Genomic DNA, 26237 nt, shown 5'->3' with positions numbered 1-26237 from the left:
AGATAAAGTGCATTATTAGCCTGCTAAATCATGGCATGGTAGGCAATGATTAGTAAAAGAATTTGATATGAGTATAAACCAGTTTAAACTGTTAATTTTGGTATTAACGGTAAATGAGTGGTAACAAATATGAGTTTAGGCGAGGTTGCTTTAGTTGAGCATAACAGCTTTTATAGCGTCTTCTTAGAGATTGATTTTCGTTGTTATCATTGCTATTTAAATGGACACCGAATGTTAATGATGCCCATTATATTGGATTTATTTTACAAGTAATTGATAATATGTTGGGTTATCCGCACATTGTCCGCTGCCACACTCAAGCACGGTTGATATGAGGTTGGCTACAATCATCAGGGTAAAAACCATTATGGAAATTTTTCCACATAGCGAAACCAAGAAATTTTTTTCTGTGCCAGGAAACTCTACACTCAACATCATCATAACCGCGATTGCTACAACGGCGACTAAAGATGCGATAAGAGCCCAAGTGTAGAAATGCAGACCCATTAAGGTTGAACCATAACCATTATCGCCCGGAAGGATATGCAAAAACATCTGGCGAGCAGCGATTAAGCCGGTAGCCACACAGCCAATCAACGCTAAACTGTAATGGACACTCTTAATGCCGAAGCGGATATTACATAAGAAGCCAAGGCCAATCAGTATTAATCCAACTCGTTGTAATAAACAGAGTGGGCAGGGCAACTCGAACAGTACCAGTTGATAGTAAAAAGCCACCAAAAGTGCTGCGCTAATACCGAACATACCAATTATATTCGACCTAATCGCCAGATTATTATCTTTAATAATATGTATTGAATTGTTCATGTTTAAATTCCATTCAAAAAGATAAGTTTAGAGAATCGGTGGCGTGATACTTGAACCAGAGTAAGGTGATAACTAGCAGTAAAAGCCATATTAGATAGGTCGACTTCTTTTTTCCGAATGTCGTACTGAGTATAGCGCCTAAGGCGATAAGAAAGGGTAAAAACATATACATTATAAATCTCCATAATTTTATTGATGTGCCAGAGGATATAATAAAATAAAGCAAAATTTTTATTGCCCAAAGCGTGAATTTTAATTTTGTTTCAGTATATTTTTCTTTGGTTCAATAATGTGTCAATGAGATTGAAAAATGAAAAAAAAAGCATGCTAAGTAATTTTAATTGATTTTTTATATCTAATATAAAAATGTAAGCGATTAAAAATACTGAGGTGCTTAATGAAAGGAGGTATATCTGTAAGCATACCTGTTTTAGTTCCACGCACTTCTTGAAATTCCGGGGTTTCGGCTGTCAGCCGGTATTCTTCCGGCGTCAGATTATTCAGGAATTCATGAGGGCGCTCGCTGTTATATTCCATCAGCCAGCGCTCTGTGATTTCCCGTGCTTTATTCAGCGTTCTGAACAGATAAAAATCCAGTATTTCTGTCCTGTACGTCCGGTTGAACCGTTCGATAAAGGCATTCTGCGCGGGCTGGCCGAGCCTGATAAATTCCAGCATCACACCATGTTCTTCTGCCCATTGTGTCAGCACCAGCGAGAGCAGCTCCGGACCGTTATCCATCCGCATTTTCAGCGTATATCCGCGGTTTGCCACTATCCCGTCCAGCACTCTCACGACCCGCTGCGCCGGGATATTCAGGTTAATTTCGATCGCCAGTGCTTCGCGGTTAAAATCATCCACCACGTTGAAGGTCCTGAAGCGCCTGCCGCACACCAGCGCATCGTGCATAAAATCGATGGATCCGCTCTGGTTCATCGCCTCTGGTGTCGCCAGCGGAGCCGGATTACGCACCGGCAGGCGCAGTTTTCCCTTACGGCGAAAATTCAGTTTCAGCAGGCAGTAAATACGATGAACCCTTTTATAGTTCCATGTATTGCCCTGCCTGCGCAGCACCTGAAAAAGCTTTTAAATCCGTATCGTGGATAGCGTTCAGCCGCCACGGTCAGCGCCATAATCACCGGCTCATCACGTCACGTATCCGGCTAATAGCGAAATATCGTCCTGCTCAGCGACAATGTCCTCCATGTCTGACGTAATCTCATGGCAAACTGCGCGGTCAGATAGCTGACCAGCTCACGCTTTATCGCTGGTTTTAAAGCTTTTTTCAATAACGTCTTTGAGGGCGCGGCACTCGAGACTCAGGTCCTCAAACATCTGTTTCAGTCGACGTTTTTCATCCTCAGGATCCTTTATCTTTTGATATCAGAGGCTTCCATGCCGCCGAACTTCGCTTTCCAGTTGTAGTACGAAGTCTCAGAGATTCCGGCCTCGCGGCAGACATCCTTAACGGTGCGTCTGGCTTCGACGGACTTCAGAACGGCGATGATCTGGTGTTCGGTGAATCGTGCTTTACGCATGGGGATCTCCTCCGGGCACATAATCAGTATGCCGGAAGATCTCTAAATGTGAATGGTCCGGTTTGCCGGGATGCTTACATATTTACATTGTTGCTCTTGGTTATTTATAGCTATTGGTTTCTGAATCAGAAATAACGATATTAATTCGTGGTGCATCTTGTAATACCAGATATTGAGGTTAGTGATAGTTTCATCATAGAGGATGACAGCGGCGATAACTAAACTGATTACTCTTATAAAATTCATAACCGCTGTAAATTTAAAGATAAACTTATTTTAGAACCTGCAGTTTTTTGACATCAATTTCGACGTTGTTCCAGTCTTTGTCAACTTCACCGTCAATACGCACTTTTGTATCAGGAGATACCGTTTGTCCCATCCAGTGTTTATCATCAATTTCGACACGAACACGACCGCTGCTATCTTTGAACTCGTAAAGTTCATGACCTACCTGTTTAATGATATGACCCACCAGGACAACCCAGGCATCGTCGCGCAAAGTTTTTGCCTGTGCGACAGTCGTCAAACCTGGGGTTGGCCCTTTAAATCCACCACTCGAATATATCTCTTCATCTGGGGAAACGAAACCCTGTTGCTGAGCTATAACTCCGAATGAAATTCCAGCAATTAAAATTGCAAAAATAGTTTTTTTCATTACTTCAATTCCTTCTGAAATTTCCCATGCACTTTAGATGGAGAATCTTAACAGATTTAATTTATAAATTTGAATATTTTGTTTTTTGATCAGGGTAAAATTCCTGGTTAAGATGAGAATAGTTGTGAATTTTATCTCTTCCTGGGATGAGAGTAATATTGGTTTTTTCTGTCAATATACCGATACGCTAAACTCTTAACCATCTGTAAGTTATGGTTTTTTTAGAATCCATTTGCTGTTCATAACGTGATTTACCGATAATTGGTACGTGATTTTTTTTTGCGGGAAATTTTAGGAATGATTTTGGAGCATGAAGGATTTTTTGAAGTAACATGGTTAATTTTTTGGATATTAATTCCAGTTATGAGGTTTTTTCTCAGCTAATGTAAAATGTATGCTGTAGCGTCGATATGAAGATGCACACAATAGTTATCGGTGTTATTTCTCTCCTTCTATATTTTTTAGCTTGTTGCTTATAAATTATTACTTTATAGATTTACAGTTATTCACCATTTTTTTTTGATAAGCTAATGAGCTTTTGAGTTCTCTCTTCTTATTATGCTCATCTTTACAGCAGATGCGCCGACCAGACGCACCTGTCCTCTCACGTCACCCGCTTCTGGCTTCGCAGCAGCGCGAGGCCGCTCAGCACCGACATCGCCATCAGGTAATAGCCGGGAGCCAGGCTGGTGCCGGTGGCGGTGATCAACAGCGTGCAGATCAGCGGCGCAAATCCGCCAAATACCGTCACCGCGATGTTATAGCTGATCGCCATGCCGCTGGCGCGCGTGCCCATAGGAAACAGATCGGCCATGACCGAGGGTACCGTGGAGAAGTAAATCGACTTGAGCAACGCCATCCAGCAGACCAGCACGATCAGCGTGGTGGGCGTGGTGTGATTCACCACCAGCTTAAAGGCAGGGTAGATGGTGACAATCAGTAAAATCAGCGATCCCCACATCAGCGGAACCCGGCCCACGCGCTCTGCCCACAGGCCCATAATCGGCGTCACCACGGTCAGGATCACCCCCGCCAGCAAGGTGGCGGTAAAGGCCACAGAGCCGGGCAGGTGGAGATTGCGGGTGGCGTAGGTTGGCACATAGTTGAGCATGTAGTTAACCGCCGTAGAGATAACCATCAGGCCAATCGCCAGCAGCATCAGCTCTTTCTGGCGACCAAACAGGCGCTTAAGCGGGGCGACCTCGGGCTGCTGGGTGGCGAAGCTGGCAGGTTCATGTACGTGGCGGCGAATATAGATCCCCAGCGGGCCGATCAGCAGACCAAAGGCAAAAGGAATGCGCCAGCCCCAGTCCTGGATCTCGCTTTCCGTCAGGATTTTCGTTAATCCCAGACCAAACGCGGAGGCCATCAGGGTACTTGCCCCTTGCGTGGCGAACTGCCAGCTGGCGATAAAGGCTTTGCGCTCGGGAAAATGCTCGACCAGAAACGCCGTCGAGCTACCAAATTCGCCACCGGCAGAGAAGCCTTGTATCAGACGCGCCAGCAGAATCAACAAGGGCGCAGCCAGGCCAATGTGTTCGTAGCCCGGCATAAACGTAATGATGGCACCGCCCAGCATCATCAGATTGATGGAGAGCAGTAGCGCTTTTTTACGCCCGTGGCGATCGGCATAGTTACCCAACACAATCGCGCCCAGCGGACGGATCAGGAAAGAGACACCGAAACTGCCGAAGGTCAGCAGCATAGAAACGGACGGATCGCTGGTCGGGAAAAATGCATGGGCAATATAGCTGGCAAAAAAGCCGTAAACCGCGATATCAAACCACTCCAGCGCGTTACCGATGCAGGTGGCGAAAAGGGTTTTATGCAGGCTGGGTTTATTCGCGTGCAGCGGTGCAGCGGTGTTGAGCGTGCTCATGCGGCACCTCCGGCATGTTGACGATGCTTCGCCACCAGTTCGCGGCCTTGCTCGCCTAAGTCCCATAACAGTCGGGTCATGATTTGCAGACCTTCACGCGCAATCGACTTCAGCATATGTTCGTTCACGCCGTGTTGGCCGCAGGCGGGATAGGAGTGCGGCACCCACAATGTGGGCAGGCCGAGGATGTCGGAAAACACCTCGTTGGGCAGCGAACCGCCCAGGTTGGGCAGCAGAGCCGGTTTCTTGCCGCTGGTTTCGGCGATGCTGGCCAGCACCCAGTCGACCAGCGGATCGGTGGGATCAAGGCGGGTTGCCGGCGATCCGCGCAGGAACTCGACCTTCACATAGCCAAAGCCGTGCTGCGACAGATGTTCGCTGACGTGCTGCGCCAGCTTTTCCCAGTCGGTGCCCACCACAAAGCGCAGCTGACAGACGGCCGTTGCCTCACCTGGAATGGCGTTCATCGGGCGCGCAGGATTGCCGGTCAGGAAGGCCAGCACTTCCAGAGTGTTCCAGCCGTACAGGCGTTCCGTTGGCGTTAATGCGGGTTCGCCCCAGTTCGGATCGATCTCGGGATCGCCCGGCATCCCGCCCACGTTGATCTGGCTGAGAATGTCACGTACCTGCGGCGTCAGTGAGTCAGGCTTCAGTGCTTCCACCTGAAGTACGCCCTCTGCGTTAACCAGCGCGGCAATGGCGTTGGCCAGCTGCGTGCCGGGATTGCTCAGCAAACCGCCCCAGTTGCCAGAGTGATAGGCGTTGTCACGGGCCGTCACCGTCAGGCGGAAATTCACGGCACCGCGCGATCCCAGAAACAGGGTAGGTTGCACCGCATTCAGGCGCGGGCCATCCGAGGCGATAAACAGATCGGCTTTCAGCAGATCGCCGTGCTGCCGGCACAGCTGCGCCAGGCCGGGTGAGCTGATCTCTTCGCCCATCTCAAACAGCAGCTTGCAGTTGAAGCCCAGACGTCCGCCGCGTGCGAGAAACACCTGTTCCAGCGCGGCCAGATTCACGCAGTGCTGACCTTTGTTATCTGCGCTGCCGCGGGCATACCAGCGATCGCCCTCTTCAACGAGCTGCCAGGGCATTAATCCTTCACGCCAGTTTTCATCATCGCCGAACACCACATCGCCATGGCCGTAACTCAGCAGCGTAGGGAGCGCAGGATCTTCGATGCGCACCGCCACCAGAAAAGGACGATGGGCCGCTTCGGCGTTTTCGATGAAGTGGAGGGTGAAACCCAACGCACTCAGCTGTGGGCCGATTTCGTCGTGTAAATAGTGGTGTAATTCACTGTCGCGATCCTGGCGCTGGCTCTCAGTTCGCTGCGAAACGCGGCGCGCCAGAACCTGCTGAAATTCCCCACTGTCGAACCAGGCGGTGGCCTGGTCTACCGCTTGTTGGGCTGTCATGTTTGCTCGTCTTTTATTCGTATTATGGTTTTCCCATCATTTCCGAAACGCTGCTTTGCCACAATTATCAATTTATCGAGTAAGATTTGCTTTTAAAGCAAAGCTGCCTGCCCGTTTTCGAGGCATGCACCAGCAAAAGGCGTTCGCATGATCAGTAATGAAATCCGCTATTTTCTTGCCGTCGCCAATGCCGGATCGCTCAGTGCGGCAAGCGAGCAGCTGTTTATTGCGGTATCGGCGATCAGTCGTCAAATTCAGCGGCTGGAGGCGCAGGTGGGCGTGCCGCTGTTTGATCGCCACGCGCGCGGCATGGTGCTGAATGAAGCCGGGGAAATTTTTGCCCATCACGTGCGCAAAAATATGCTGGATATGGAATACGCGCTGGCGGAAATCAAAGGACTAAAAGCAGTACGCCGCACCCTGATTCGACTGGTCTGTACCGATGGCCTGGCCTTCACGTTGCTGCCCCGCATGATCGCCGCATTTCGGGAGAATAATCCCGGCATCCTTTTTGAGATCAAGGTCGCCAGCCCACAGGGCGTATCAGAACTGATACGTAATGGCGACTGCGACCTGGCGCTGCAGTTCAGCCTGCACGCTGAGCACGGGGTTGAGATCCTCGGTTCCTGGCCTGCACCGGTGCTGTTAGTCATGCATCAGGGTCATCCACTGGCCAGCGCGCCGCAGGTAACGCTCAGCGATATCAGCCACTATCCACTGGCACTGCCGCAGCAAAACACCACGGTACGACAGCTGTTCGAGCTGGCAAGCCATATGAGCGGCAATCTGATTGAACCGGTCGTGACCTGCGACAATTTCTCAACCCTGTTCCAGTTCCTGCTGCATACGCCATTAGCCGTCACCATTTGCAGTGCGTTCAGCGTGATACAGGAAGCCGAAGCGCACGGACTGGTTTTGCGATCCGTCGGCATCGATCAATTAAGCCAGCGCAATCTGCAGTTGCAGGTGCCTTCCGGCCGGCCGCGTAGTGCCGCGCTGGAGGTATTTTTAACGTTTGCGCGGCAGCAACTGAACGCGCTGGACGAGTCGCTGACCATATAACCCCACCGTTAGCCCGATAATAATCAACAGCAGAGCAAGCATTTTTTGCGGTGAGATATGCTCGCCGAATATCATCATGGAACCTAAAATCCCGAAGACCGGCACCAGTAGTGAAAGCGGTGCGACTGTGGAAACCGGATACTGCTTGAGTAACGAATTCCATATCCAGTAGCCGAAAAGTGTATTGGGATAGACCTGGAACAAAACAGACAACAACGCGCGGTTGTCCATGTGGCTAAACATCTCTGTAAAGCCGCTGCTACCGTTAACCAGCCAGTCCAGGCCAAAAAGCGGTAGCGGCGAAAATGCGCTCGACCATACCAGAAAGGCGAATACCTGTTTTGTGCCTGCCTTTTTAATAATGATGTTGGCGACGCTCCAGGCAAGCGCACCGGCCATGACCAGCAGCATACCGCTCAGTGTAACCGAGCCATCCGTTACAAAAACAATGCTCAGTAAACCCGCACAGGCGATAACAAAACCGGTGATTTGATAGCGACTGAGGCGCTCCCGGAATATCAGGCTGCCCAGCAATAAGGTAAAAAAAGCGCTGAACTGCAGCACAAGCGATGCTATCCCGGCAGACAAGCCTGTTTTGATTCCCAGATTGACCAGCCCCCACAAGCCGATGCCAAAAATCAGGCCGTAACCGATGAGGTAACGCCACGGCACATCGGGCTTTTTGATAAAAAAAAGGGCAGGCAGAGCACTCAGCGTGAAGCGAATGGCTGCCAGTGTGAAGGGATCGATAGTGTGCAGGCCAAGTTTAATGACGGAAAAGTTTACGCCCCAGATTGCGGTAACCAGGATGGCGAGCAGAAGATGTGGGTATTTCATGATTAACGGGATCCTGACCAGATAAGAAAAGCACACGCGCTGACCGAGGCACCGGCAAGGCAGACGGCCTGCCATCCCCAGTAGGCATACAGTTGCGTTGCAATGAGGGCGCCTGCTGCGCTGCCCAGCGAATAAAAACACATGTAAGCACCGACCAGACGGTTTGCTGCTGCGGGTCTGGCGGCAATGATGAGGCTCTGACTGGAGACATGAACGGCCTGCACCGCAAAGTCCAGCGCGATGATGCCTGCCACCAGCCAGCACAAAGAGTTTTCGACATATGCGACAGGCAGCCATGAGAACACCAATAGTGCCAGTGCTAACCCTGTTGTGCGTTGGGCAAATCCTCTGTCAGCCCACTTGCCCGCGCGTGATGCCGCGAGCACGCCAGCCATTCCGGCTAAGCCAAACATACCTGTCTGGGTATGTGTCAGGGAAAGTGCCGTAAGTGGCATTACCATGGTTGTCCACAGCATGCTGAAAGCCGCGAAGATCAGGAGCGCAATCATCCCACGTTTTCGCAGTTGAGGTTCCGTGATAAACAACCGAAAAACCGACTTCAGCAGGGAGAGGTAACTGGGCCTGCAGGGCCGTGGCGGGGGCGATGGCATCACTTTCCAGACGAAACAGGTAATCAGCAACATCAGGCAGGCAGAGGTGAGATAAACAGCCCGCCAGCCGGCGATATCGGCAATGGCGCCTGAGATAAAACGGGATAACAGGATGCCTGTAACAATTCCGCTGGTCAGGGTGCCAATCACCTGGCCTCGTTTTTGTGGTGTCGCCAGTCTCGCTGCCCACGCTACGATAAGCTGCACCACCACGGCCATCAGGCCAATAACCATCACGGCGCAGAGCAGGACCGTGACACTACGTGATAACCCCGCCATAACTAACGCCATAACGGAGAATAACAACTGCGTCATCACTACGCGTTTAGGGTTCATCCAGTCCCCGAGCGGCACCAGAAAAAGCAAGCCGATGGCATAGCCCGCCTGTGTGGCAGTAACTATGCTGCCGATCATAGCGGGCGAGACTTTCAGGCTTGTCGCCATCGACTGGAGTAACGGTTGCGCAGAATACACATTGGCTACCGCCAGTGCACAGGTCAATGAAAATAGCATCGTCATCCCTGAACTCAGCGCAGTGAGACTGGTCGATGCGATTTTCGTTCCGTCATTGCGACACGTACTTGCCTTACCTGCCATAAGGTGCCTTTATTCTGGTTTCTTTTTAAAACTAGGTTGCTTATAGAAGTAACAAGAGTGGTTTTTTTTTGCAACTGTTAAATGCGGGGATTAAGCTTACATCAGTAGACAGACTGACAGGGAGAACACCCATGGCAAAACAGGAATCGCTAAGAACCAGCGAATGTCCCGTTGCGCGGACGCTGGAATCGATTGGTGAGCGCTGGTGCATGATGATTATCCGCGAGGCATTTGATGATGTGCGGAGATTCAGCGAGTTTCAAAAAAACCTGGGGCTTGCCAAAAACATCCTGGCTTCGCGCCTGAAACATCTGGTCGATATCGGCGTGTTCGACATTTTGCCAGCATCGGATGGCAGCGCCTACAGGGAATACGTCCTGACGGAAAAGGGGCGTTCCGTTTTCCCCATTGTTGTGGCGATGCGGCAATGGGGAGAGCGTTATATGTTTGAACAAGGGGAAACCTATTCTGTCCTGCTTGATAACGAACAGGGTAAGCCGGTTCAGTTTTTGGATGTGCGCTCCTCTCAGGGAAACAAACTGCAACCGGGCGACTGCCACCGCAGGCGCGTCGTTTCTGATAAAACCGCCGGGTGAATTGCTGAAATACCCGCAGTAAAAGGATGCAAAGCGCCTGAAGGTTATGGCGCAGCCTTCGATGGCTAACAGCTCGCTTACAAGGCGGCTATACCGCGCCGTGGTCACACCATGATATCTCTCGTTAGATAGTGTAAAGGACGTAAAAGGCTGTAAACAGGCGCGTTTTTTACCTGTGACACGCTTATCATTCCTGCTATGCGTTACTGTCACTCTGACGGTCATATGCCGATATAACAGAGAGCGGTGCACATACTGACCTGAACATTCATCTGCAAAGGAGAACCACCATGGATTCTTTCTTTCCTGAGGATGTCATTGATACCCTCAGTAAAACGTTCTGGCAGCGCGTCAGTGCGATGAAAGGGCTTATCGAACGTCACCAGAGTTTTCGCCTGCTGTGGTTTGGCGAGGCGCTGAAGCGTAACCGTAACTGGAAGGGCATCACTGCCGAACAGGCCGTTAATCGGGCGATTAGCGAAAGTCATGGGCTGCCGCTGTCCGACGTTAAAAAAATGACGATTGCCCAGAAGTGGGTGGCGCTGGTGCCGGTGAGAAAAGCGCTTTATTCCCGCCCGGATGGCAAAGCGTTTCAGTGGCTGGTGGAAAAGAAACTGGACGAGCTTGATCGTCCTTGTCGCTTTTCGGCCTAACGGCTTTCCCCTAAATGAGTCCGTAGGGAGAACACCGATGCTTAGCACAGCGCCTGACGGTAATTAATAACGCCCCGGATATCAGCCTGTCTCTGTATCCGGGGCGGTTATACTGCATGACGGCTCAGATGGTGGCGCAAAAGGTGATCAATATTCGTCATGCCCCGCGCAGCGTTGAGATGACGGTTTACTGACTGGAACGCGATCATCCACGGGGCATCGTCAGATAACATTGAGCACTATCATCCCTTAAACGTCCTCATTACGGCACAGGCGATTACCAACTCTTAAGCGCCTGTGCCGTTAGCGGCTTTTTGAAACGAAAACGGCATGGTTGGCCGTATGGCGATTTTCATCATCAAGCCAGCCCTTAAGATCATGCTCGATCTGCTCCATGCTTCTGTTACGGGTTTCCGGCACGCATTTGATGACAAAAATGGCACCAAAGAGTCCAATGGCGGCGAAAATAAAGAACGTACTTGCCAGACCAACCCCGGCAAGAAGACGAGGGAAGAAAAGAGAGATCAGGAAGTTCCCTATCCACATGGCGAATACGGTACCGCCCATAAAGATGCCACGCAGTCGCGTCGGAAATATCTCTGACAATAACAACCATGTCACGGCTGATAAGGCACCCTGCTGGAAACTGAGAAACATCAGCATGCCCGCCAGTACCCTATAAGCCCGTAGCGCATCTGGCTGACCATTAACCGTTTCAGGCAGCAGATAGCTCACCGTACCGATAAAGATTAGGCAGGCGGTGCAACCAAACTGTCCCGTCATCACCATGGTTCGGCGACCCACTTTACCCAGCATCCAGATCCCAACGAACGTCATCAAGACGGACACCACGCCATTGGCGATGGTGGCAAAAAGCGCGGCGTTATCCGACATACCGACTGACTTCAGCACGGTGGGGGCATAATACATAATGGTGTTAACGCCGGTTAGCTGCTGGATGGCTGCTCTCCACTAATAACCTAACCCGCGATAGTCAGGTACTGGCCTGACACCGGTAAAAGATTCACACCTGACTGTCGCTGTCCTCGCAGGGTGCTTAAGGGCATTTAAATGAAATTTCCATTTCATCAGGGATACATTTTTTCACGTGAACCTGCCGATTCTTGTCAGGAAAAGAATAATGAATAGTTAATTGTTAATTAAGAAAAATGGTGGGTTTTATTCTTTATTTTCTGAGTTATTTAACCGGGCGTTAACGTATTTGCGAGTGTCATCAAAGAACTTTATTTTCCTTTTAATATAAAATGAAATAAATATTTTTATTATCCCATTGGGTTCGCTTGATGTTACCGGGTTCAGGAGAGTCGCATGACCATCGCCGCAGAACGTTTTTGTATTAACAGAAAGATCGCCCCCTCGCTGAGCATTGAAGCCTTCTTCAGGTTGGTGAACGGTTTAGGGTTGAATAAGGTGGAACTTCGTAACGACTTGCCCAGCGGTAACGTGATGGACAACCTGAGTGCTGCCCAGGTTTGCGCACTGGCTGAACGCTATGGCATTGACATTATTACCATAAATGCCGTTTATCCCTTCAATCAGCGTACGGAACAGGTTCGCCAACTGACCGAATCCTTGCTGGCCGATGCGAAAGCGGTAGGGGCGCGTTCGCTGGTGCTTTGTCCCCTCAACGACGGCTCGTCGGTTGCGCCAGAGGTAACATTAAACGCACTGCGCGATTTGGCACCGCTGTTCGCGACCTACGGAATAACCGGACTGGTTGAGCCACTCGGCTTCCCACAAAGCTCGCTGCGTTCGGCAGCGCAGGCGCAGAAGCTTATTCGCGATGCCCATGTTCCCTTTAAATTATTAATCGACACCTTCCATCATCATCTCTATCCCGATGCTGACGCCGAATTCAGTCAGGTGGATATCGCCCAAATTGGTCTGGTTCACCTGTCGGGCGTGGAGGACAAACGTCCGCGTGAAAGCCTGACAGATGCCGAGCGCATAATGTTGACGCCGGAAGATCGCCTGTTCACCTGTCGCCAGGTTAAACAGCTTGAAGAACGAGGCTATAAAGGCATTTATGCCTTTGAACCTTTTGCGCCAGAACTGGCGGACTGGGATGAGAACAAGATTCAGCATGAAATTAAAAACAGCATCCAACTGATTCAACATTCCTTGAAGTAAAGCGCCTCGCCTGTGAGGTTTAACCTGCTCATCTATCGATGATATCTCATGCATCTTCGGTTCGCAGAAACAGCATTATGAGGAACAGCCAACAGTGAGTCGAAGTAAACGCGCCCAGGCTTCGTTGATGCACTTACGGGCAATTATGCCCGTAAGTGTGATTCATCATCTGTCCGCTCTGAGAGACGACAAATTTCCCGGCAGAGAGGCAGGATGTTTTACTCTGTCGCTATCGGCGTAGCATTTTCGTCAATCTTCGTATCGCCCTGAATCGCCTGGATGCGTTTTTCCACCGCATTCACCTGCTCGCTGTTATGCAGCAAGGTATAGGTCAGATCGAAGGTTGCACTCGCGCCCGGTGCCAGCTGTTTCACGCGCTTCTGTTCACGTTCAATGGTCACCGGATAGGCATAGTTGGTGCCGGGCTCAATCCCGGTGACATAGCCTTGTTTCAGCGTATCGGTATTTTTCCACAGGGTCAGCAGCGGCAGCTGTTGGGTATCAAACTGGATAGAGGCACCTTTGTTTCCGGCTTTATTCACTACGGCGGCGAGGGTCTGATGATCCTTATCAGACAGCGGCTTGATGTTAAACACCATTTCATCGAAGTCTTTTGTCGGGCCCTGATAAGTTTGCCAGTTTTTCAAACCGGCTTTGGCATAGTCATTAAACGAACTGATTTGCGACATCGGGGCGAGAAACCGTGCGCCTTCTTCCAGAATTGGCGTGCTGAAGTTGCTGTGATAGATAATCTCGTAATCGTGTGGGTAATCGGAATGGTTAGTCAGCACGTCATGCAGGCTGAACTGATTGCTGCCCGGTACATAGCGCAATTCCGTCCACGTCTGGAGATCGGCTTTCTTGAAGGTGCTCTCTTTGATCAAACCGCGGATGCGGATTTCGTGCGGGGCCGCATCCGCCACCTCGACTTCAAGCTGTGAGACCGGTGTGTTTCCAGCTTTGCCGTGCAGCGTATAGATGCGGCCTTTGTCGTTAACAGGATGGCCGGTCCATTCATAGCCGCAGCGCACCATCATCTCGTTGAACCCTTCCAGCCAGCCCAGGCCATTGCGACTTTCAAGGTTGATAAAAGCGGGATTCACCACCTCTTTAACCGGTGAATCCCAGCCCAGTCGGGTGCCAAAGCCTTCCACGCGGAGCAGGTTCATTCCCCGGGTGGGAACGAGCGTGATGGTCAGGCCATCCTGACTTCGAATCTCCAGGATCTTACTGCCTTCCTGCTTACCGCCGTGCAACACTTTCTGCTCAATGCTGAACGGCTTGCCCTGGAATTTCAGCTCGCTGCTGTTAACCTGCCAGTTTCCTTTGTCTGTGCCTTGTTCAGCACTCGTCAGCACCCAGGTTTTGGCAGACGCAGAACCAGAAATCATCACGGCTAATACCGTCAGTGCGAGTTTTGTCTTCATCATTTACCCCTTTAGCTGAATCGTTTTTTCAATCATCAGAGGAATTTACTGATTCGGACGTAACGGAAACGTGATTTTCCTCACCTGCTGGAAAATGAGGAAGGATTAAGCGTGTTAGTGGGATGTTGCTCACATTTAAAATGCTTTTTAATGGTGTTAAGTCATCTTTTTATCGGCAGTAGTCAAAAATCTGTAAACGATTCAGCCACGATGGATAGGTAAGGCTTTTTTCGTAAAACCAGGATGTATAAGGGAAGCGCGAAGAAAGGGCCTCGCGCATTTCCCGCAGGGCAGATTCACGACAGATAAAACTGGCGCTTAAAAGCAAACATATCATTCAGCAGGCAGTACTCGGGATTGCCGAGCGTGATAACCGGCGCGCGTTGGGCAATCATGGTTTTCCAGTTTGCCAGTGAATGTCGCCAGGCGGCATCTTCATCGTCGGTTAACGGCGCAACCTGATATCCCAGCGTAATATGAAACTGGTAACGATCGTGGCCCGGCTCGTGAATGCCGGTGACTTCAGACAGGCGATCGCGCAACTGGCGCAAGCGCTTCTCCGTATCGGCATCGGCCGTTAACAGGCGCAGCGTTAACGGGGTTTCATGCGCAGAGGGCGCGTCCGGATTAAGGCGCATGCGATATGGCGCGGCATCTTCACCCAGCTTAAACGACCGCAGGCGATCAGCCAGGATCCGATCGCACTCTTCCATAGGCATATCAAGAGCCAACCCAGCAGGCCATAGGGGATAGCGTCTTTCCTTGTCGTTGGCACCGCCGAAAACGGTCATATGATAACTGGAGGGAGGCAGCGCGGTGACCTTTCGTGACCAGCTTTCACCGGGTAACTCACGATAGACATCAAGCAGGGCATCGAAGGGTTCCGAGCCTTCACCTTGCTGCGGCAGATGGCAAATAATCGTGTTTCCCCTAAACGGCAGAACCCGGCCGTCCGCGGCAAACTTACGGCCCACGTCGTTAGGGCGGTGTTCCGCACCGATAGCGCGGGCGGCGGCCATACCGCCCAGAGTGGCAATCGTACCTTTCAACAGCATTCTCCGTGTTGTCATCGTCCTACCTCAGTATTGAGCAGATTCCGGCAAAATCATTAATGGGTTCCTCGCCTGTGCGATCTTGCACGGGCATGTAGAGAGGACGTCTTCTCTGTCTGGCCGGGATGTCACAGGCCAGCAGAAGCCTGATGCAATGATGAGGGGGAGATAACACACCTGCGCGGGAGCACAGATCCCGGCATCATCGTGCTGGTCAATCAAGGGGACGCGCATCTCAATCGGCCATCCTGGCGAATGTCTGTGACTAAAAGATGAAGGGAGAGTGTAATGTCCAGAAAAGGAACCGCGCGCCGGCGTTCTCGGCCGGGTTGGGTGCATTCAGCCTGCGGGACGCAACCTAATCGGCGGGGCGCAGCGGATCGTATTTGTCCTGTTAGACAGGGCAAGAAGAAGCCAGCGTATTCAGCGCTGGCATGACTTTTCCACGTCTATACATTGAGCCGATGAATAACCGTCACGAATTCATTCACCCCGCGATTAATCTCCTGAAAACTGCGCGAGAGGTTGCTGATTTTGTCATTCTCGGCGGTAAGAAAGCGTTTAATTTCTTCAAGTTGCTGGGTCATGTTTTCAATAAGGGTGGTATTTTCTTCCACCACTCTGGTGATTTTAAGGGTCGCCTGCGATGTTGAGGCCGCCAGTCGCCGGACCTCCTCGGCCACTACGGCAAATCCACGCCCCGCTTCGCCTGCACGTGCCGCCTCAATCGCGGCGTTTAACGCCAGAATATTGGTTTGCCCGGCGATGGCGTTGATCGTCGAGACGATTTCTTTAATATCCATCGAAGAATGATTGAGCTTATCGCCAATTTCTGCTGCCGCACTGACCTGTGACGACATCGATTCCGCATTGCGGATGGTTTCACCCAGTACATCATTCGCATTAAAGGTGATCTGAGACGTCTCTTCCGACGTTGTGACGGCAATGTCAGCAACCCGTTTAGCATTCTCGACACGTTCGGTAATATCAGATGCCAGTTTGATGACCTTATAAACGTGCTCAGCATCATCTTTTATAGGGTTGTAGCTGGCTTCCAGCCAGACGCGTTTGCCTGAGGCGGTGACCCGCTCAAAACGTCCAGTAAAAGCCCGGCCTTGCTGGATCTTTTGCCAAAAATCAGGGTGCTCTTTATAAAATTCATCATAGCAAAACATACGATGATGTTTGCCCTTGAGGCCATCAAGCGGGTAGCCCATTAATTTCAGAAAATTGTTATTGGCATCAACAACCTCACCCTGCGGGGTGAACTCGATCATGGCCATAGAGTTATTTAGGGCGGTGATAATGGCTTCTTTATGCTTCAACGCTTCATGTTTGTTAGTAATGTCGTTGGCGATTTTGATGACTTTTTTTACCGCGCCGTGACGATCCTTCACAGGAAAATACGTCGCGCTTAAATACAGCCGGCTGTGATTTTTGCGAAAGCGCTCAAAAATGCCGCTAAAGGAGTGACCGGCGCCCAGGGTTTGCCAGAAATGCGCGTAGTCGCTGGAGCGCACGACGTTATCATCGCAGAACAGGCGATGGTGCTGACCCGCAATCTCGTTGAGCGTGTAACCCGTCAGTTCAAGAAAAGGCTCGTTTGCCGTAATGATGCTGCCGTCAGGCGTAAATTCAATCCAGCCAATGTTGGCTTTGATCGCCTGCGTGTTGGTCTGGTCATCTGCGGACCCCCATGAAGCGCTACCGGGCATAAAACGTGTCAGGGCAAACATAACGCTCTCCATCTTTTTCAGATAAAAGGGACAAACGATTTGGGCCTGTGTCGGGGAGTTTGCTGCCTGTGAAAAGTAAAGCGTCCGGCGCGGGTCGTCTTAGATTATCGGCACTGATGAATTCATATTTAGAAATAGATTAAAAAAAGTGATGTTTATCACAGTGGCAGGCAAAGCGATCCAGTGCGGTATAAGCACGCGGACTTTCTTGCCTGGCGTGCAGCCCGAAGATGAGATGGTGGTGTAAAATACGCGAGCAGCAGTAATTTAGCGGGTTCCCTCGCCATGTTTGCTGTTCCGACTGAAAAAACGCCAGGGGCAGCGGACGGCCTGTTTCAGGACGGAAGCCATTAAAAATTGCCAGCACACCGGTGGAATTGTTAATCATAACTTGTTGAATGATGACAAAAAACATTGGGGACGTTTTTGTTATCCAAATGAATCGGGGGATGATTCGATTGACAGGCGTTCGTTCAACTGGACTGATTTCACTTCGGGCAACCCAGCTGCGTTTTTATCATCGGCTTAAGCGAAGGCGCTCTGCGTAAGACAACGAAATACCTGAGGAGCGCAGCGCAAGGTGATAGCGTCCGCTCCCCTTTCTCAGACCGACAGCAAAAGATACCGGCGATAGCGCAATCCCCAGTACCGGCCTCTGCCGTGCTGACGCGCAGGCGGCGAGATTAAAATACTGGCGCGTAGAGGGCGGATAGTGGCAGGGGCTGACGAGCCAAACAATCATGCGCCAGCGGGTGGGGCGCTGGCGTGGCGATGACATCTCAGGCGGTGTCGCCAATGTCAGCCTGCAACATCGCCTGTGCCGTCACACATTCAGTCGATGGATCACCGTAACGCATTCGTTCACACCGCTGAAAATTTCCTGAATACTGTCTGAGAGATGAATCATCTTGTCGTTTTCCGTCGTGAGAAAACTGTTGATGCCATCAAGCTGCTGATGCATGTCGCCGATAAGACTGGCATTTTCTTCAACTACCTTACTGATTTTCTGCGTTGCCTGAGAGGTGGAGGCGGCAAGACGTCTGACTTCTTCCGCGACTACCGCAAACCCACGTCCCGCTTCGCCCGCGCGTGCGGCCTCAATGGCGGCGTTCAGCGCCAGAATATTGGTTTGTCCGGCAATGTTGTGAATCGTGGAGACAATCTCTTTGATGTCTTTGGCCGAATAATTCAGTTTGTCACTGATCTCCGCAGCGGCTGTTACCTGAGAGGCCATGGATTCTGCATTTCGCACCGTTTGGCTCAGAACCTCATTGGTATTCGCGGTGAGATGCGACGTTTTTTCAGAGGTATTCATGGCAATATCCGCAACCTCCTGCGCCGTGACGACACGTTGGGTGATATCCGAAGCCAGCTTAATCACTTTATAAATGTGCCCCGCAGCATCTTTAACCGGGTTGTAGTTGGCCTCAAGCCAGACACGTTTTCCTGATGCCGTTACCCTTTCAAAACGCCCGGTGAACGCGCGTCCATGTTGAATTTTCTGCCAAAAATCAGGGTTTTCTTTGTAAAAGGTATCAAAACAGAATATACGGTGGTGTTTACCCTGAATCGCCGCAAGATCGTATTCCATCAGCGTCAGAAAGTTTTTATTGGCGTTGAGGATCTCGCCCTGCGGGGTAAATTCGATCATCGCCATGGAGTTGTTCAACGCAGTAATAATCGCTTCTTTATGCGTCAGCTCTTCGTGCCGGTCAGTGATGTCATTGGCGATTTTGATGATTTTCTTCACGGTGCCGTGTTTGTCTTTCACGGGGAAATAGTTGGCGCTTAAGTAGAGCAGACTTTTATTTTTTCTGTAGCGTTCAAAGATGCCGCTGAAAGACTGGCCTGATGCCAGGGTTGCCCAGAATTCGGCATATTCACGAGAGCGCACAAAGTCTGGCTTACAGAACATACGATGATGCTGGCCGGTAATTTCACTGAGCTGGTAGCCCGTGACCGCTAGGAAGACTGGGTTGGCCGTAAGAATGATGCCCTCGGGCGTAAATTCAATCCAGCCGCTACAGGCTTTGATCGCCTGTACGTTACTCCGATCGTCGGAGACATTCAGCGGGGTTTTGCCCGGTTTAAAACGCGTAAAGGAAAACATAGCACTCTCCATTTATAGCCGTAAAAAGGTCAAAGAGTTGACCACGTAGTGGAGAGACAGCGACCTGTTTACAGGGAGGTCGATCGGCTCGGGTCCACTAACGTTATCGGCATCGCGCGTGTCATATTTAGGTCACATTACGGACACAATTAAAGTCTGGTGAGGTGCATCACGCTATTCACAAAGGGCATGCGGTGACGTCAACAATGCGCATGCCCTTCAGCGTAGGTTTCGCTCTCAACACTGTCAGTGTCGGGGAGCGGATGGTGCTGCAATGAAGCGGCCTGAAGCCGCGTTATGACGGGTTATCCGGTATTGCACTGCGCAAAAATTCAGGGATGGCAGGGCGACCGTTTTCCAGACAGGTGCCGGTGAAAACCGCCTCGGCATAAACGACATTATTCACCAGAATTTGTTGGATGAAGTTAACGCGGTTGCGTTTTTCATTGGCCGCCAGTGTACAGGTCACCTGCATCTCATCACCTTTCTTCAGGCTCTTTTTGAAGCGCAGGGTGTACTCCAGCAGCATATGAATACGACCCGCGGTAAACTCTTCTTCGAGATCGACACCCAGGTGCTCTTTCATAAAAGCGTGACGTGTCCATTCCATATAAAACGGATAGTAGAGTCCGTCCACCACGCCCTGAAAATCGATGTGCTTTTCGTCAACCTGATACGTTTTCGTAAACATAATAGCGCCAGTAGTGAGTGAGGTTATGCTCACTTTAGTGATCATTGGCGCTTTGTGAAATGCTTTTTATTGGGGATGCGCGGGGACCGCGTACGGTGATATATCATGCTGTAACATGGCCGGGCCAGCGAGGCGCTGGCCCGGGTGAGGCGATAAAACGCGGTTATCGGAAGAAAAGCGCGTCAGTTATCGGAAAGCCGGCGTCGCGAGAGTGCCGCTTCTTTCGGTGCGGAAAATAGACACTGCGTTGCGCAGCATCACGGTTTGTTCCAGCATGCCCTGCGCGGCGGAGGAAACCTGCTGAACGAGCGCGGCGTTCTGCTGGGTAACCTGATCCATCTGGCTAACGGCAATGCTGACCTGACCGATACCATTGCTCTGCTCGTCCGATGCGATGGTTATTTCGCCCATAATGGTCGTTACGCCCTGCACCGATTTCACGATCTCCTCCATCGTATTACCGGCTTCTCTTGCCAGGCCTGAGCCTTTCGCCACATGCTCGACCGACTGTGTGATCAAATCTTTGATCTCTTTGGCCGCGGTTGAACTGCGTAAGGCCAGCGAACGCACCTCACCGGCGACGACCGCAAATCCGCGTCCACCTTCGCCCGCTCTTGCGGCTTCAACGGCGGCGTTAAGTGCCAGGATATTGGTCTGGAATGCAATGCCTTCAATGACTGAAATGATTTCGGCAACTTTGCCCGAGCTTTCTGAAATAGAGCGCATGGTTTCCACCACCTGCTTCACGACATCCCCGCCCTGGATCGCCACATGTGATGTGGTGTCGGCCTGAGTATTGGCGTGACGTGCGTTGTCAGTATTCTGACGAACGGTGGCGGTAAGTTCTTCCATGCTGGCAGCCGTTTGTTCAAGCGCGGCAGCCTGCTCTTCTGTGCGCTGAGCCAGATCGATATTGCCCTGCGCGATTTCGTTGGCTGAATTGTTGATCAGCTCCGCAGACGACTGAATGCCGCTGACGATGGTGACCAACTGCTGACGCATGGCTTCAAGCGACGCCATCAGGCTGCCCTGGCCTTTAAGCGGAACAGCAATGTCCACGGTCAGGTTACCCTGCGCAATCATTCCGGCAATATCGGCCGCCGCTTTTGGCTCGCCGCCCAGTGCGCGGATAATGCTGCGCGTAATAATCGTACCCAGAATAATCGAAAGCAGAATCGTAATAATACCGGCCAGGCTCAGCGTCATTTTGGTGGCAAAGGCCAGGCTGTTCACCTCTTCAGAGCGTTTAGCTAACAGCGTGGCTTCCGCGTTGTTGAATTCAGCGGCAAGGGCGCGATAGCGATCCATAAATGCCTTATCGCGGCCCTCCTGAAAGAAATGCGTCAGCGTTTCCAGCGGTTGTTTGCCGCTGTTTACATCCCGGCGCAAGGCGATCAGTTGATCGTCCACAGCCTGAACACTGTTATGCAGTTCAAGCAGCGAGGTCAGCCTTTGCTGCTGCTCGGCATTATCCGCCGTCATGCTACGAAGCTGATTGTACTTCTGATCGAAAGCGGTTTTACCAGCGTTAAACGGTGCCAGGAAATTGTCATTGCCTGAAACAACAAACCCACGCACGCCCGTCTCCATATTCACCATATCGGTCAGCATACTGTCGCTGACGCTCATGACCTGATAACTGTGGATGTTCCAGGTGTTGGCCTGACGCAGTTTAAGAAAATTGGCGATCGACAAGCTGCTGCCAATCAGCGAAACAATAACGATGATGCCGAACGCGAGGGCGATTTTACGGCCGGTTGTGATTTTCATGTTTTTCCCCGATAAGTGATCTTATTATTTTTGTGATAAAAGCCATTACATTTCGTTTATCGGCAAAGAAGAGTGGCAGTTTATAACCGCACCTCCTTTTTTTATAAAACCTGTCCTTAAGGTTAGCCGCAGATAATTACCTGGGTTATCTATAGAAAGGATACGATGCCGTGGGGATAACATAACCGTATGTTACGAGCAGTCACGTGACTTTTAGCCGTTCCATAAGCACGTGACAAAACAGCTTAATAAAGAGGAAGCAATTTCGCTTTGCGGAGGTGAAGGGATTCAAAACGCTAATGCAGAAAAAAACATGGAGAAAGTTGCTAATGGATATGTATAAAAAATGTCGCTTTCATTCGAAATAATGAAAGCGACAGAGCAGTTAAATAACGTCGTTTTTATTAACTGCGATGATTAGCCTTTATTCCCTGTCTGCGCATGAGCGCCCGTTTGGGTGTGGTGCATCGTTGGGCTCACAGGAAGCTCAGAATAGGTTTGAGTATCATAAATTACCCCTTCTTCAGCGGATTTCAGCAACATACCTGCCTGATAGTATTTGTCCTGTTTCATCATGGCGAGTGCGCTGGAAACATCGTTTTCAGTCTGCTGCAACGGCATCAGTTCCTGCGTTTCGGTAACGGCAACGCCTGCCAGTTTCAGCGCATCAAGCGCGCCCTGTTTATCACCCGCTTTGATATGCTGGTTGGCCTGATCGATAGCATCATTTTTCTGTTTCGAAAACTGATAATCTTCTGAAACGGAGACGTCTGAACCGATACGAATATAGTTATCGCCATTCATAGGGGCTTTCTTGTCGTAGCGAATATATTTGGTCCAGTCCACGCTATTATCTTTCAGGTAGGTTTCTGCCTGGGTGGCCAGCGCTTTTGCCTGTTGCGTCTGACCGTTAAATAACGCGTTGCGAGAAAGCTGAATATCATTCATCGCCTGGGCCGCCTGCGCGGATACGACTTCGTTATTTAACGTGTGGCTGTCTTTAAAAGATTCAGCGGCAGCGGCTCCGCCAGTAAACACTAATACGGCTACAATCATTGAGCTAACAATCATCTTTTTCATGATATTAATCCTCTGTATGTATGCATCCGAAAGGTGCTAACGTCATTAATTACATAAAGCGTGCCTTATTACGGGTAATAAATCTTTCCGGAAAAATCATAGACAGTGATTGTCAGATGAATATCGCCGTCTGGGTTTTGCTACTGTGGAAATGATTATCCAGAACAGCATTACTGACACAGAAACGATCGGGAGCCGTGCTGTCTGAGGCGTAATCTTTTACAGGACAGTTGCTGCCGCGCAGTTGGGTAAAAAACATATCGCCTGAAAAGCATGCTTCGGTAAGGTGTACATCCTGCTGTGACGGGTTTTCACACTGGCTGCCGTGAAAAGAAAGGGTCATTAACCGGGCCATAATTTATCTCCTTGATGTCGTGCTGATGTCTTTAATTAACACCCGAAAGATATTTAAGTGTGATTATGAGTTTGCAGAAAAATGTCATCGTTACATTTGTCATCTTTATTTTTCATTAAAAGTCATTGAGTTAGATGAATGAGTTTGTAACAGGTCCTCCGTTCTTTAAGAAACCTGAGTTTTCTATAGAAGAAAACGTACAGGCTGACATCAGGTTGAATTTTCATCATCCTGTTAACGGGAAAATAAGGCGGGTAACGACAGAGGAAACACACTGTCTTTTTCCCCTTAAGATTTTGTCGTGTGCTGGCCCGGTGGCCGTTAAGCGTGGGAAATCCTGTGTGTGTGGATTTTATCCGCGTCTCGTCTTCTTTTGAGTAGGCTGCTTTACACAACCTCTGGCACTGGCAAAATAGTCATTTCCCTTTCCAGTAATCGCTATGTCTGAAGAAGCTCTGCGGCAGCAAATCGCGAATTTAAAAAAGCACAATGCGCGATTAAAGCGTATTGCGCACGATGCCCGTAATAAATTAAGCGCCGCACTGGACGGAACAGGACTGTGCTTGTGGCAGCTGGATATTCCCAGCGGCAAACTGGTCATTTTTAACCGACGCTGGGGATCGATGCTGGGTTTTCAGCCCAAAGAAGTCGGTGCGCATTTCGACGTATGGAAATCCTGCCTGCATCCGGACGATGCCAGCGACGTATTGAAGGCTTTCTACGATCATATTAACGGAAAGGCACCTTTCTATGAGGCGTTGCACCGCATGGTGGGCAAAACGGGCAAGATCACCTGGGTACTGGATCGCGGTCGGGTCAGCGAATGGGACGAGCAGGGAAGGCCCTCCAAAGTAACGGGCACCCATATTGATATGACCAAAGAGAAACAGTACGAAGAGCAGCTGGCGACGCTGGCGATGCATGATCCTCTTACGCAGTTAACTAACCGCCATGCATTACTCACCCATTTTCGCGATATGAAAACGGAAGCCGTGTTTTGCATTGCCTTTATTGATTTAGATAATTTCAAACACGTCAACGATACGCTGGGGCATCGCAGCGGCGACGACGTTCTGATTCAGCTCAGCCAGCGCTTTATCGCCGCCTGTCCGTCTAATGTCATTATTGGCCGACTGGGCGGAGATGAATTTGTTTTGTTGATCCCTTTCGCCTTGTCCCATCCGCTCACAGATAAACTCACACAAGCCTGTCTTGAAGCTGCCCTGCAGCCCTTCGAACTGGCTAACGGTACAGCGTCTATTGGCGCTTCGATTGGTGTGGTTCAGGTTAACAGCCCCGAGAACTTTGACAGCGCGCTCGCCCGGGCCGATGAGGCCATGTACAGCATCAAAAAAAATGGCAAATGTGGCGTCGCCCTGTCACACGGGGAAGGCTTATAAGGACGCTTCCCGCGACTGGAACATTTTTCGCCCTCTGCCAGGCTTATGTGGTATCACCATTCTGCCAGCGCTGTCGCGGCAACATGAGCGGCGGAGGCCTGAGGCGTAATGACTTCCACCTGGAGCGAGGCACGCATGAGTCTGTTTAAAAGCAAAGATGGATATAATCTCTATTACAAAGACTGGGGTAAAGGTCAGCCAGTATTGTTTAGTCATGGCTGGCCGTTGGATGCGGACATGTGGGACAGTCAGCTCAATTTTCTTGCAGAACGCGGCTACCGCGCCATCGCCTTTGACCGACGTGGCTTTGGGCGTTCCGATCAGCCCTGGGACGGTTACGATTACGACACCTTTGCTGACGACATTCATTGCCTGATTGAACATCTGCAACTCAGAGACGTGACCCTGATTGGCTTCTCAATGGGCGGCGGGGATGTGTCACGCTACATCGGCAAATACGGGACAGATAAGGTTAAAAAGCTGGTGCTGCTGGGGGCGGTAACGCCGATTTTCGGCCAGACTGACGATCATCCCGAAGGTGTCGAGAAATCGGTCTTTGACGGCATTAAACAGGGATTGTTGAAAGATCGCGCGCAGTTTATCAACGAGTTTGCTGCGCCGTTTTATGGCACCAATGCCGGTCAGCAGGTTTCAGAAGGCGTGCTCACGCAGACCTTAAACATCGCTTTACTGGCATCGCTTAAAGCAACGCTGGACTGTGTTACCGCGTTTGCCGAAACAGATTTCCGCGCAGATCTGGGGAAAGTGGATGTGCCAGCCTTAATTATTCACGGCAGTCATGACCAGATAGTGCCTTTTGAAGCCACGGGCAAGCTGGCACATGCGCTGATACCGGGTTCGGAACTTAAGATCTATGACAATGGCCCACATGGTTTTGCCGTCACGCATCAGGACCAACTCAATCAGGATTTACTGACGTTTTTACAACAGTAACGGAACAGAATAATCTGAAAGCAACGCCCGTCAGGGCGTTTTTTTTATTCCTCAACGCTTCGCTTATTTAAAACACCTTTTTTACCTTCTTCTCTTTTATTTTTCATGACCATTTTACTAATTGATGCTTTTTTGATTATTTAATGATCTGCTTTTAACAGAAACATCGATAATTAACGAATTTACCGCTTCGCTTATTTTCAGATGATGGAAGTGTGATGTTGTTGAATTTGCTTTATCAGGCGTGGTTAAAAAGAACATTTATTGATCATATTGACGACGTTCCGTGATGCTGATCCGATTTACCGCTTCGCTTATAAAGAAAAACGGGGTGGACTTTTTAATGAATCGATCGATTAATAGGGGCGGGAAGAGTGGCTGTCACAGGGCTGACATGATCGCCATTCTCGTTAAGTTTCTTGTTTAGATAGTTTCGTTACTAAAGAATTAAAGGGATGAGCCGCAAAATGGTTTTGTCTGGCAACCCACGCCAGCGCTCAGCGTTTATGCTTGATAAGGTGATTTTTATGGCTACATTTAATTCTGTAGCCTTTAAGGTAATGCAGCTTTAACTGTGCCAGTTGAATAATGAAATTTGAGGAGAATACAGAATGACGCAATATCGTGGTGGCGCGGGTAATTTCGCCGCAGATAAAGAGCGCGCGGCAGAGGCCGGGCGTAAAGGCGGGCAGAACAGCGGTGGGAACTTTAAGAATGACCCGCAGCGAGCGATCGAAGCAGGCCGCAAAGGAGGTAAAGTAAGCCGTCGTAGTTAATCATTTACTTACAATGACTTGCTATTATCTTTGGCGGTTTAAAAAAGGGAAATACGTTCAG

General features: G+C 50.2%; 24 protein-coding genes and 2 pseudogenes. 8 read left to right on the top strand and 18 right to left on the bottom strand.

Features of this window, described 5'->3' with window-relative positions:
• Positions 1–258: 258 nt before the first annotated feature.
• From NYE92_RS10585 to NYE92_RS10560, 6 genes and pseudogenes are all read right to left on the bottom strand, one after another.
• The gene (locus tag NYE92_RS10585) at positions 259–828 is read right to left on the bottom strand and encodes a disulfide bond formation protein B (RefSeq protein ID WP_116585228.1); all 570 of its coding nucleotides are present in this window, start codon (positions 826–828) and stop codon (positions 259–261) included.
• Between the two features lie 13 nt (positions 829–841).
• On the bottom strand, positions 842–994 hold the full coding sequence (locus NYE92_RS10580; protein WP_233266579.1) for a DUF5993 family protein: 153 nt from the start codon (positions 992–994) through the stop codon (positions 842–844).
• 264 nt (positions 995–1258) lie between these two features.
• Positions 1259–2366: pseudogene (locus NYE92_RS10575) on the bottom strand (IS3 family transposase).
• A 271-nt stretch (positions 2367–2637) separates the two neighbouring features.
• Positions 2638–3021: a YgiW/YdeI family stress tolerance OB fold protein gene (locus NYE92_RS10570; RefSeq protein ID WP_116585229.1), complete on the bottom strand. Its 384-nt coding sequence runs from the start codon at positions 3019–3021 to the stop codon at positions 2638–2640.
• A 604-nt stretch (positions 3022–3625) separates the two neighbouring features.
• Positions 3626–4900: an MFS transporter gene (locus tag NYE92_RS10565; RefSeq protein ID WP_078829050.1), complete on the bottom strand. Its 1275-nt coding sequence runs from the start codon at positions 4898–4900 to the stop codon at positions 3626–3628.
• Positions 4897–6318 (bottom strand): M20 family metallopeptidase, encoded by a 1422-nt coding sequence (locus NYE92_RS10560; RefSeq protein ID WP_259018929.1) that lies wholly within the window; start codon positions 6316–6318, stop codon positions 4897–4899. The genes NYE92_RS10565 and NYE92_RS10560 overlap by 4 nt, the downstream gene beginning before the upstream one ends.
• 147 nt (positions 6319–6465) lie before the next feature.
• Between NYE92_RS10560 and NYE92_RS10555 the strand changes: the two genes are divergently transcribed.
• Positions 6466–7380: a LysR family transcriptional regulator gene (locus NYE92_RS10555; protein WP_072138293.1), complete on the top strand. Its 915-nt coding sequence runs from the start codon at positions 6466–6468 to the stop codon at positions 7378–7380.
• On the opposite strand, the gene NYE92_RS10550 is transcribed toward NYE92_RS10555, so the two are convergent.
• Positions 7327–8217, bottom strand: a complete 891-nt coding sequence (locus NYE92_RS10550; protein WP_022623148.1) for an EamA family transporter — start codon at positions 8215–8217, stop codon at positions 7327–7329. The genes NYE92_RS10555 and NYE92_RS10550 overlap by 54 nt on opposite strands.
• Positions 8218–8219: 2 nt before the next feature.
• Entirely contained in the window at positions 8220–9347 is a 1128-nt protein-coding gene (locus NYE92_RS10545) for an MFS transporter (protein WP_259018928.1), read from the bottom strand.
• Positions 9348–9556: 209 nt separating this feature from the next.
• Here NYE92_RS10545 and NYE92_RS10540 point away from each other — a divergent pair, with 209 nt between their 5' ends.
• Positions 9557–10021 (top strand): helix-turn-helix domain-containing protein, encoded by a 465-nt coding sequence (locus tag NYE92_RS10540; RefSeq protein WP_014594538.1) that lies wholly within the window; start codon positions 9557–9559, stop codon positions 10019–10021.
• A gap of 290 nt (positions 10022–10311) precedes the next feature.
• Positions 10312–10674: a hypothetical protein gene (locus tag NYE92_RS10535; protein ID WP_013027140.1), complete on the top strand. Its 363-nt coding sequence runs from the start codon at positions 10312–10314 to the stop codon at positions 10672–10674.
• A gap of 303 nt (positions 10675–10977) precedes the next feature.
• Here the strand turns inward: NYE92_RS10535 and NYE92_RS10530 are convergent.
• Positions 10978–11640 (bottom strand): annotated as a pseudogene (locus NYE92_RS10530) (MFS transporter); the annotation flags it as partial.
• Between the two features lie 363 nt (positions 11641–12003).
• On the opposite strand from NYE92_RS10530, the gene NYE92_RS10525 reads away from it, so the two are divergent.
• Positions 12004–12825: a TIM barrel protein gene (locus NYE92_RS10525; protein WP_013027138.1), complete on the top strand. Its 822-nt coding sequence runs from the start codon at positions 12004–12006 to the stop codon at positions 12823–12825.
• 218 nt (positions 12826–13043) lie between these two features.
• Here NYE92_RS10525 and NYE92_RS10520 read toward each other — a convergent pair whose 3' ends face one another.
• From NYE92_RS10520 to NYE92_RS10495, 6 genes are all read right to left on the bottom strand, one after another.
• Positions 13044–14252: an aldose 1-epimerase family protein gene (locus tag NYE92_RS10520; RefSeq protein ID WP_029569127.1), complete on the bottom strand. Its 1209-nt coding sequence runs from the start codon at positions 14250–14252 to the stop codon at positions 13044–13046.
• 296 nt (positions 14253–14548) lie between these two features.
• Complete coding sequence (locus NYE92_RS10515; protein ID WP_013027136.1) at positions 14549–15322, bottom strand: DUF1868 domain-containing protein; 774 nt, start codon at positions 15320–15322, stop codon at positions 14549–14551.
• A 431-nt stretch (positions 15323–15753) separates the two neighbouring features.
• Positions 15754–17040 carry a PAS domain-containing methyl-accepting chemotaxis protein gene (locus NYE92_RS10510; protein WP_014605089.1) on the bottom strand — a complete coding sequence of 429 codons (1287 nt, stop codon included), beginning with the start codon at positions 17038–17040 and terminating at the stop codon, positions 15754–15756.
• A gap of 139 nt (positions 17041–17179) precedes the next feature.
• Positions 17180–17455 carry a hypothetical protein gene (locus NYE92_RS10505; protein ID WP_259018927.1) on the bottom strand — a complete coding sequence of 92 codons (276 nt, stop codon included), beginning with the start codon at positions 17453–17455 and terminating at the stop codon, positions 17180–17182.
• A gap of 408 nt (positions 17456–17863) precedes the next feature.
• Positions 17864–19150 (bottom strand): PAS domain-containing methyl-accepting chemotaxis protein, encoded by a 1287-nt coding sequence (locus NYE92_RS10500; RefSeq protein ID WP_019104783.1) that lies wholly within the window; start codon positions 19148–19150, stop codon positions 17864–17866.
• Positions 19151–19445: 295 nt separating this feature from the next.
• Entirely contained in the window at positions 19446–19841 is a 396-nt protein-coding gene (locus tag NYE92_RS10495; protein WP_019104782.1) for a thioesterase family protein, read from the bottom strand.
• Here NYE92_RS10495 and NYE92_RS23265 point away from each other — a divergent pair.
• The gene (locus NYE92_RS23265; RefSeq protein ID WP_367302974.1) at positions 19840–19899 is read left to right on the top strand and encodes a hypothetical protein; all 60 of its coding nucleotides are present in this window, start codon (positions 19840–19842) and stop codon (positions 19897–19899) included. The genes NYE92_RS10495 and NYE92_RS23265 overlap by 2 nt on opposite strands.
• A gap of 128 nt (positions 19900–20027) precedes the next feature.
• On the opposite strand, the gene NYE92_RS10490 is transcribed toward NYE92_RS23265, so the two are convergent.
• From NYE92_RS10490 to NYE92_RS10480, 3 genes are all read right to left on the bottom strand, one after another.
• Positions 20028–21611: a methyl-accepting chemotaxis protein gene (locus NYE92_RS10490; RefSeq protein ID WP_015699558.1), complete on the bottom strand. Its 1584-nt coding sequence runs from the start codon at positions 21609–21611 to the stop codon at positions 20028–20030.
• Between the two features lie 417 nt (positions 21612–22028).
• Positions 22029–22691, bottom strand: coding sequence for a YfdX family protein (locus NYE92_RS10485; protein ID WP_015699559.1), 663 nt, complete (start codon positions 22689–22691; stop codon positions 22029–22031).
• A gap of 112 nt (positions 22692–22803) precedes the next feature.
• Entirely contained in the window at positions 22804–23046 is a 243-nt protein-coding gene (locus tag NYE92_RS10480) for a hypothetical protein (RefSeq protein WP_014605094.1), read from the bottom strand.
• A 440-nt stretch (positions 23047–23486) separates the two neighbouring features.
• On the opposite strand from NYE92_RS10480, the gene NYE92_RS10475 reads away from it, so the two are divergent.
• The 3 genes from NYE92_RS10475 (at position 23487) to NYE92_RS10465 (ending at position 26176) form a co-directional block, all read left to right on the top strand.
• Positions 23487–24446 (top strand): sensor domain-containing diguanylate cyclase, encoded by a 960-nt coding sequence (locus NYE92_RS10475; RefSeq protein WP_013027128.1) that lies wholly within the window; start codon positions 23487–23489, stop codon positions 24444–24446.
• Positions 24447–24581: 135 nt separating this feature from the next.
• Complete coding sequence (locus tag NYE92_RS10470) at positions 24582–25400, top strand: alpha/beta fold hydrolase (protein ID WP_014605095.1); 819 nt, start codon at positions 24582–24584, stop codon at positions 25398–25400.
• A gap of 611 nt (positions 25401–26011) precedes the next feature.
• Complete coding sequence (locus NYE92_RS10465) at positions 26012–26176, top strand: general stress protein (protein ID WP_006118264.1); 165 nt, start codon at positions 26012–26014, stop codon at positions 26174–26176.
• Positions 26177–26237: the final 61 nt, after the last annotated feature.

Origin of the sequence: Pantoea sp. B566, from assembly GCF_024793925.1 — a bacterium.
Lineage (GTDB): Bacteria > Pseudomonadota > Gammaproteobacteria > Enterobacterales > Enterobacteriaceae > Pantoea > Pantoea ananatis.
This window is presented reverse-complemented; position numbering and strand designations above follow the sequence as displayed.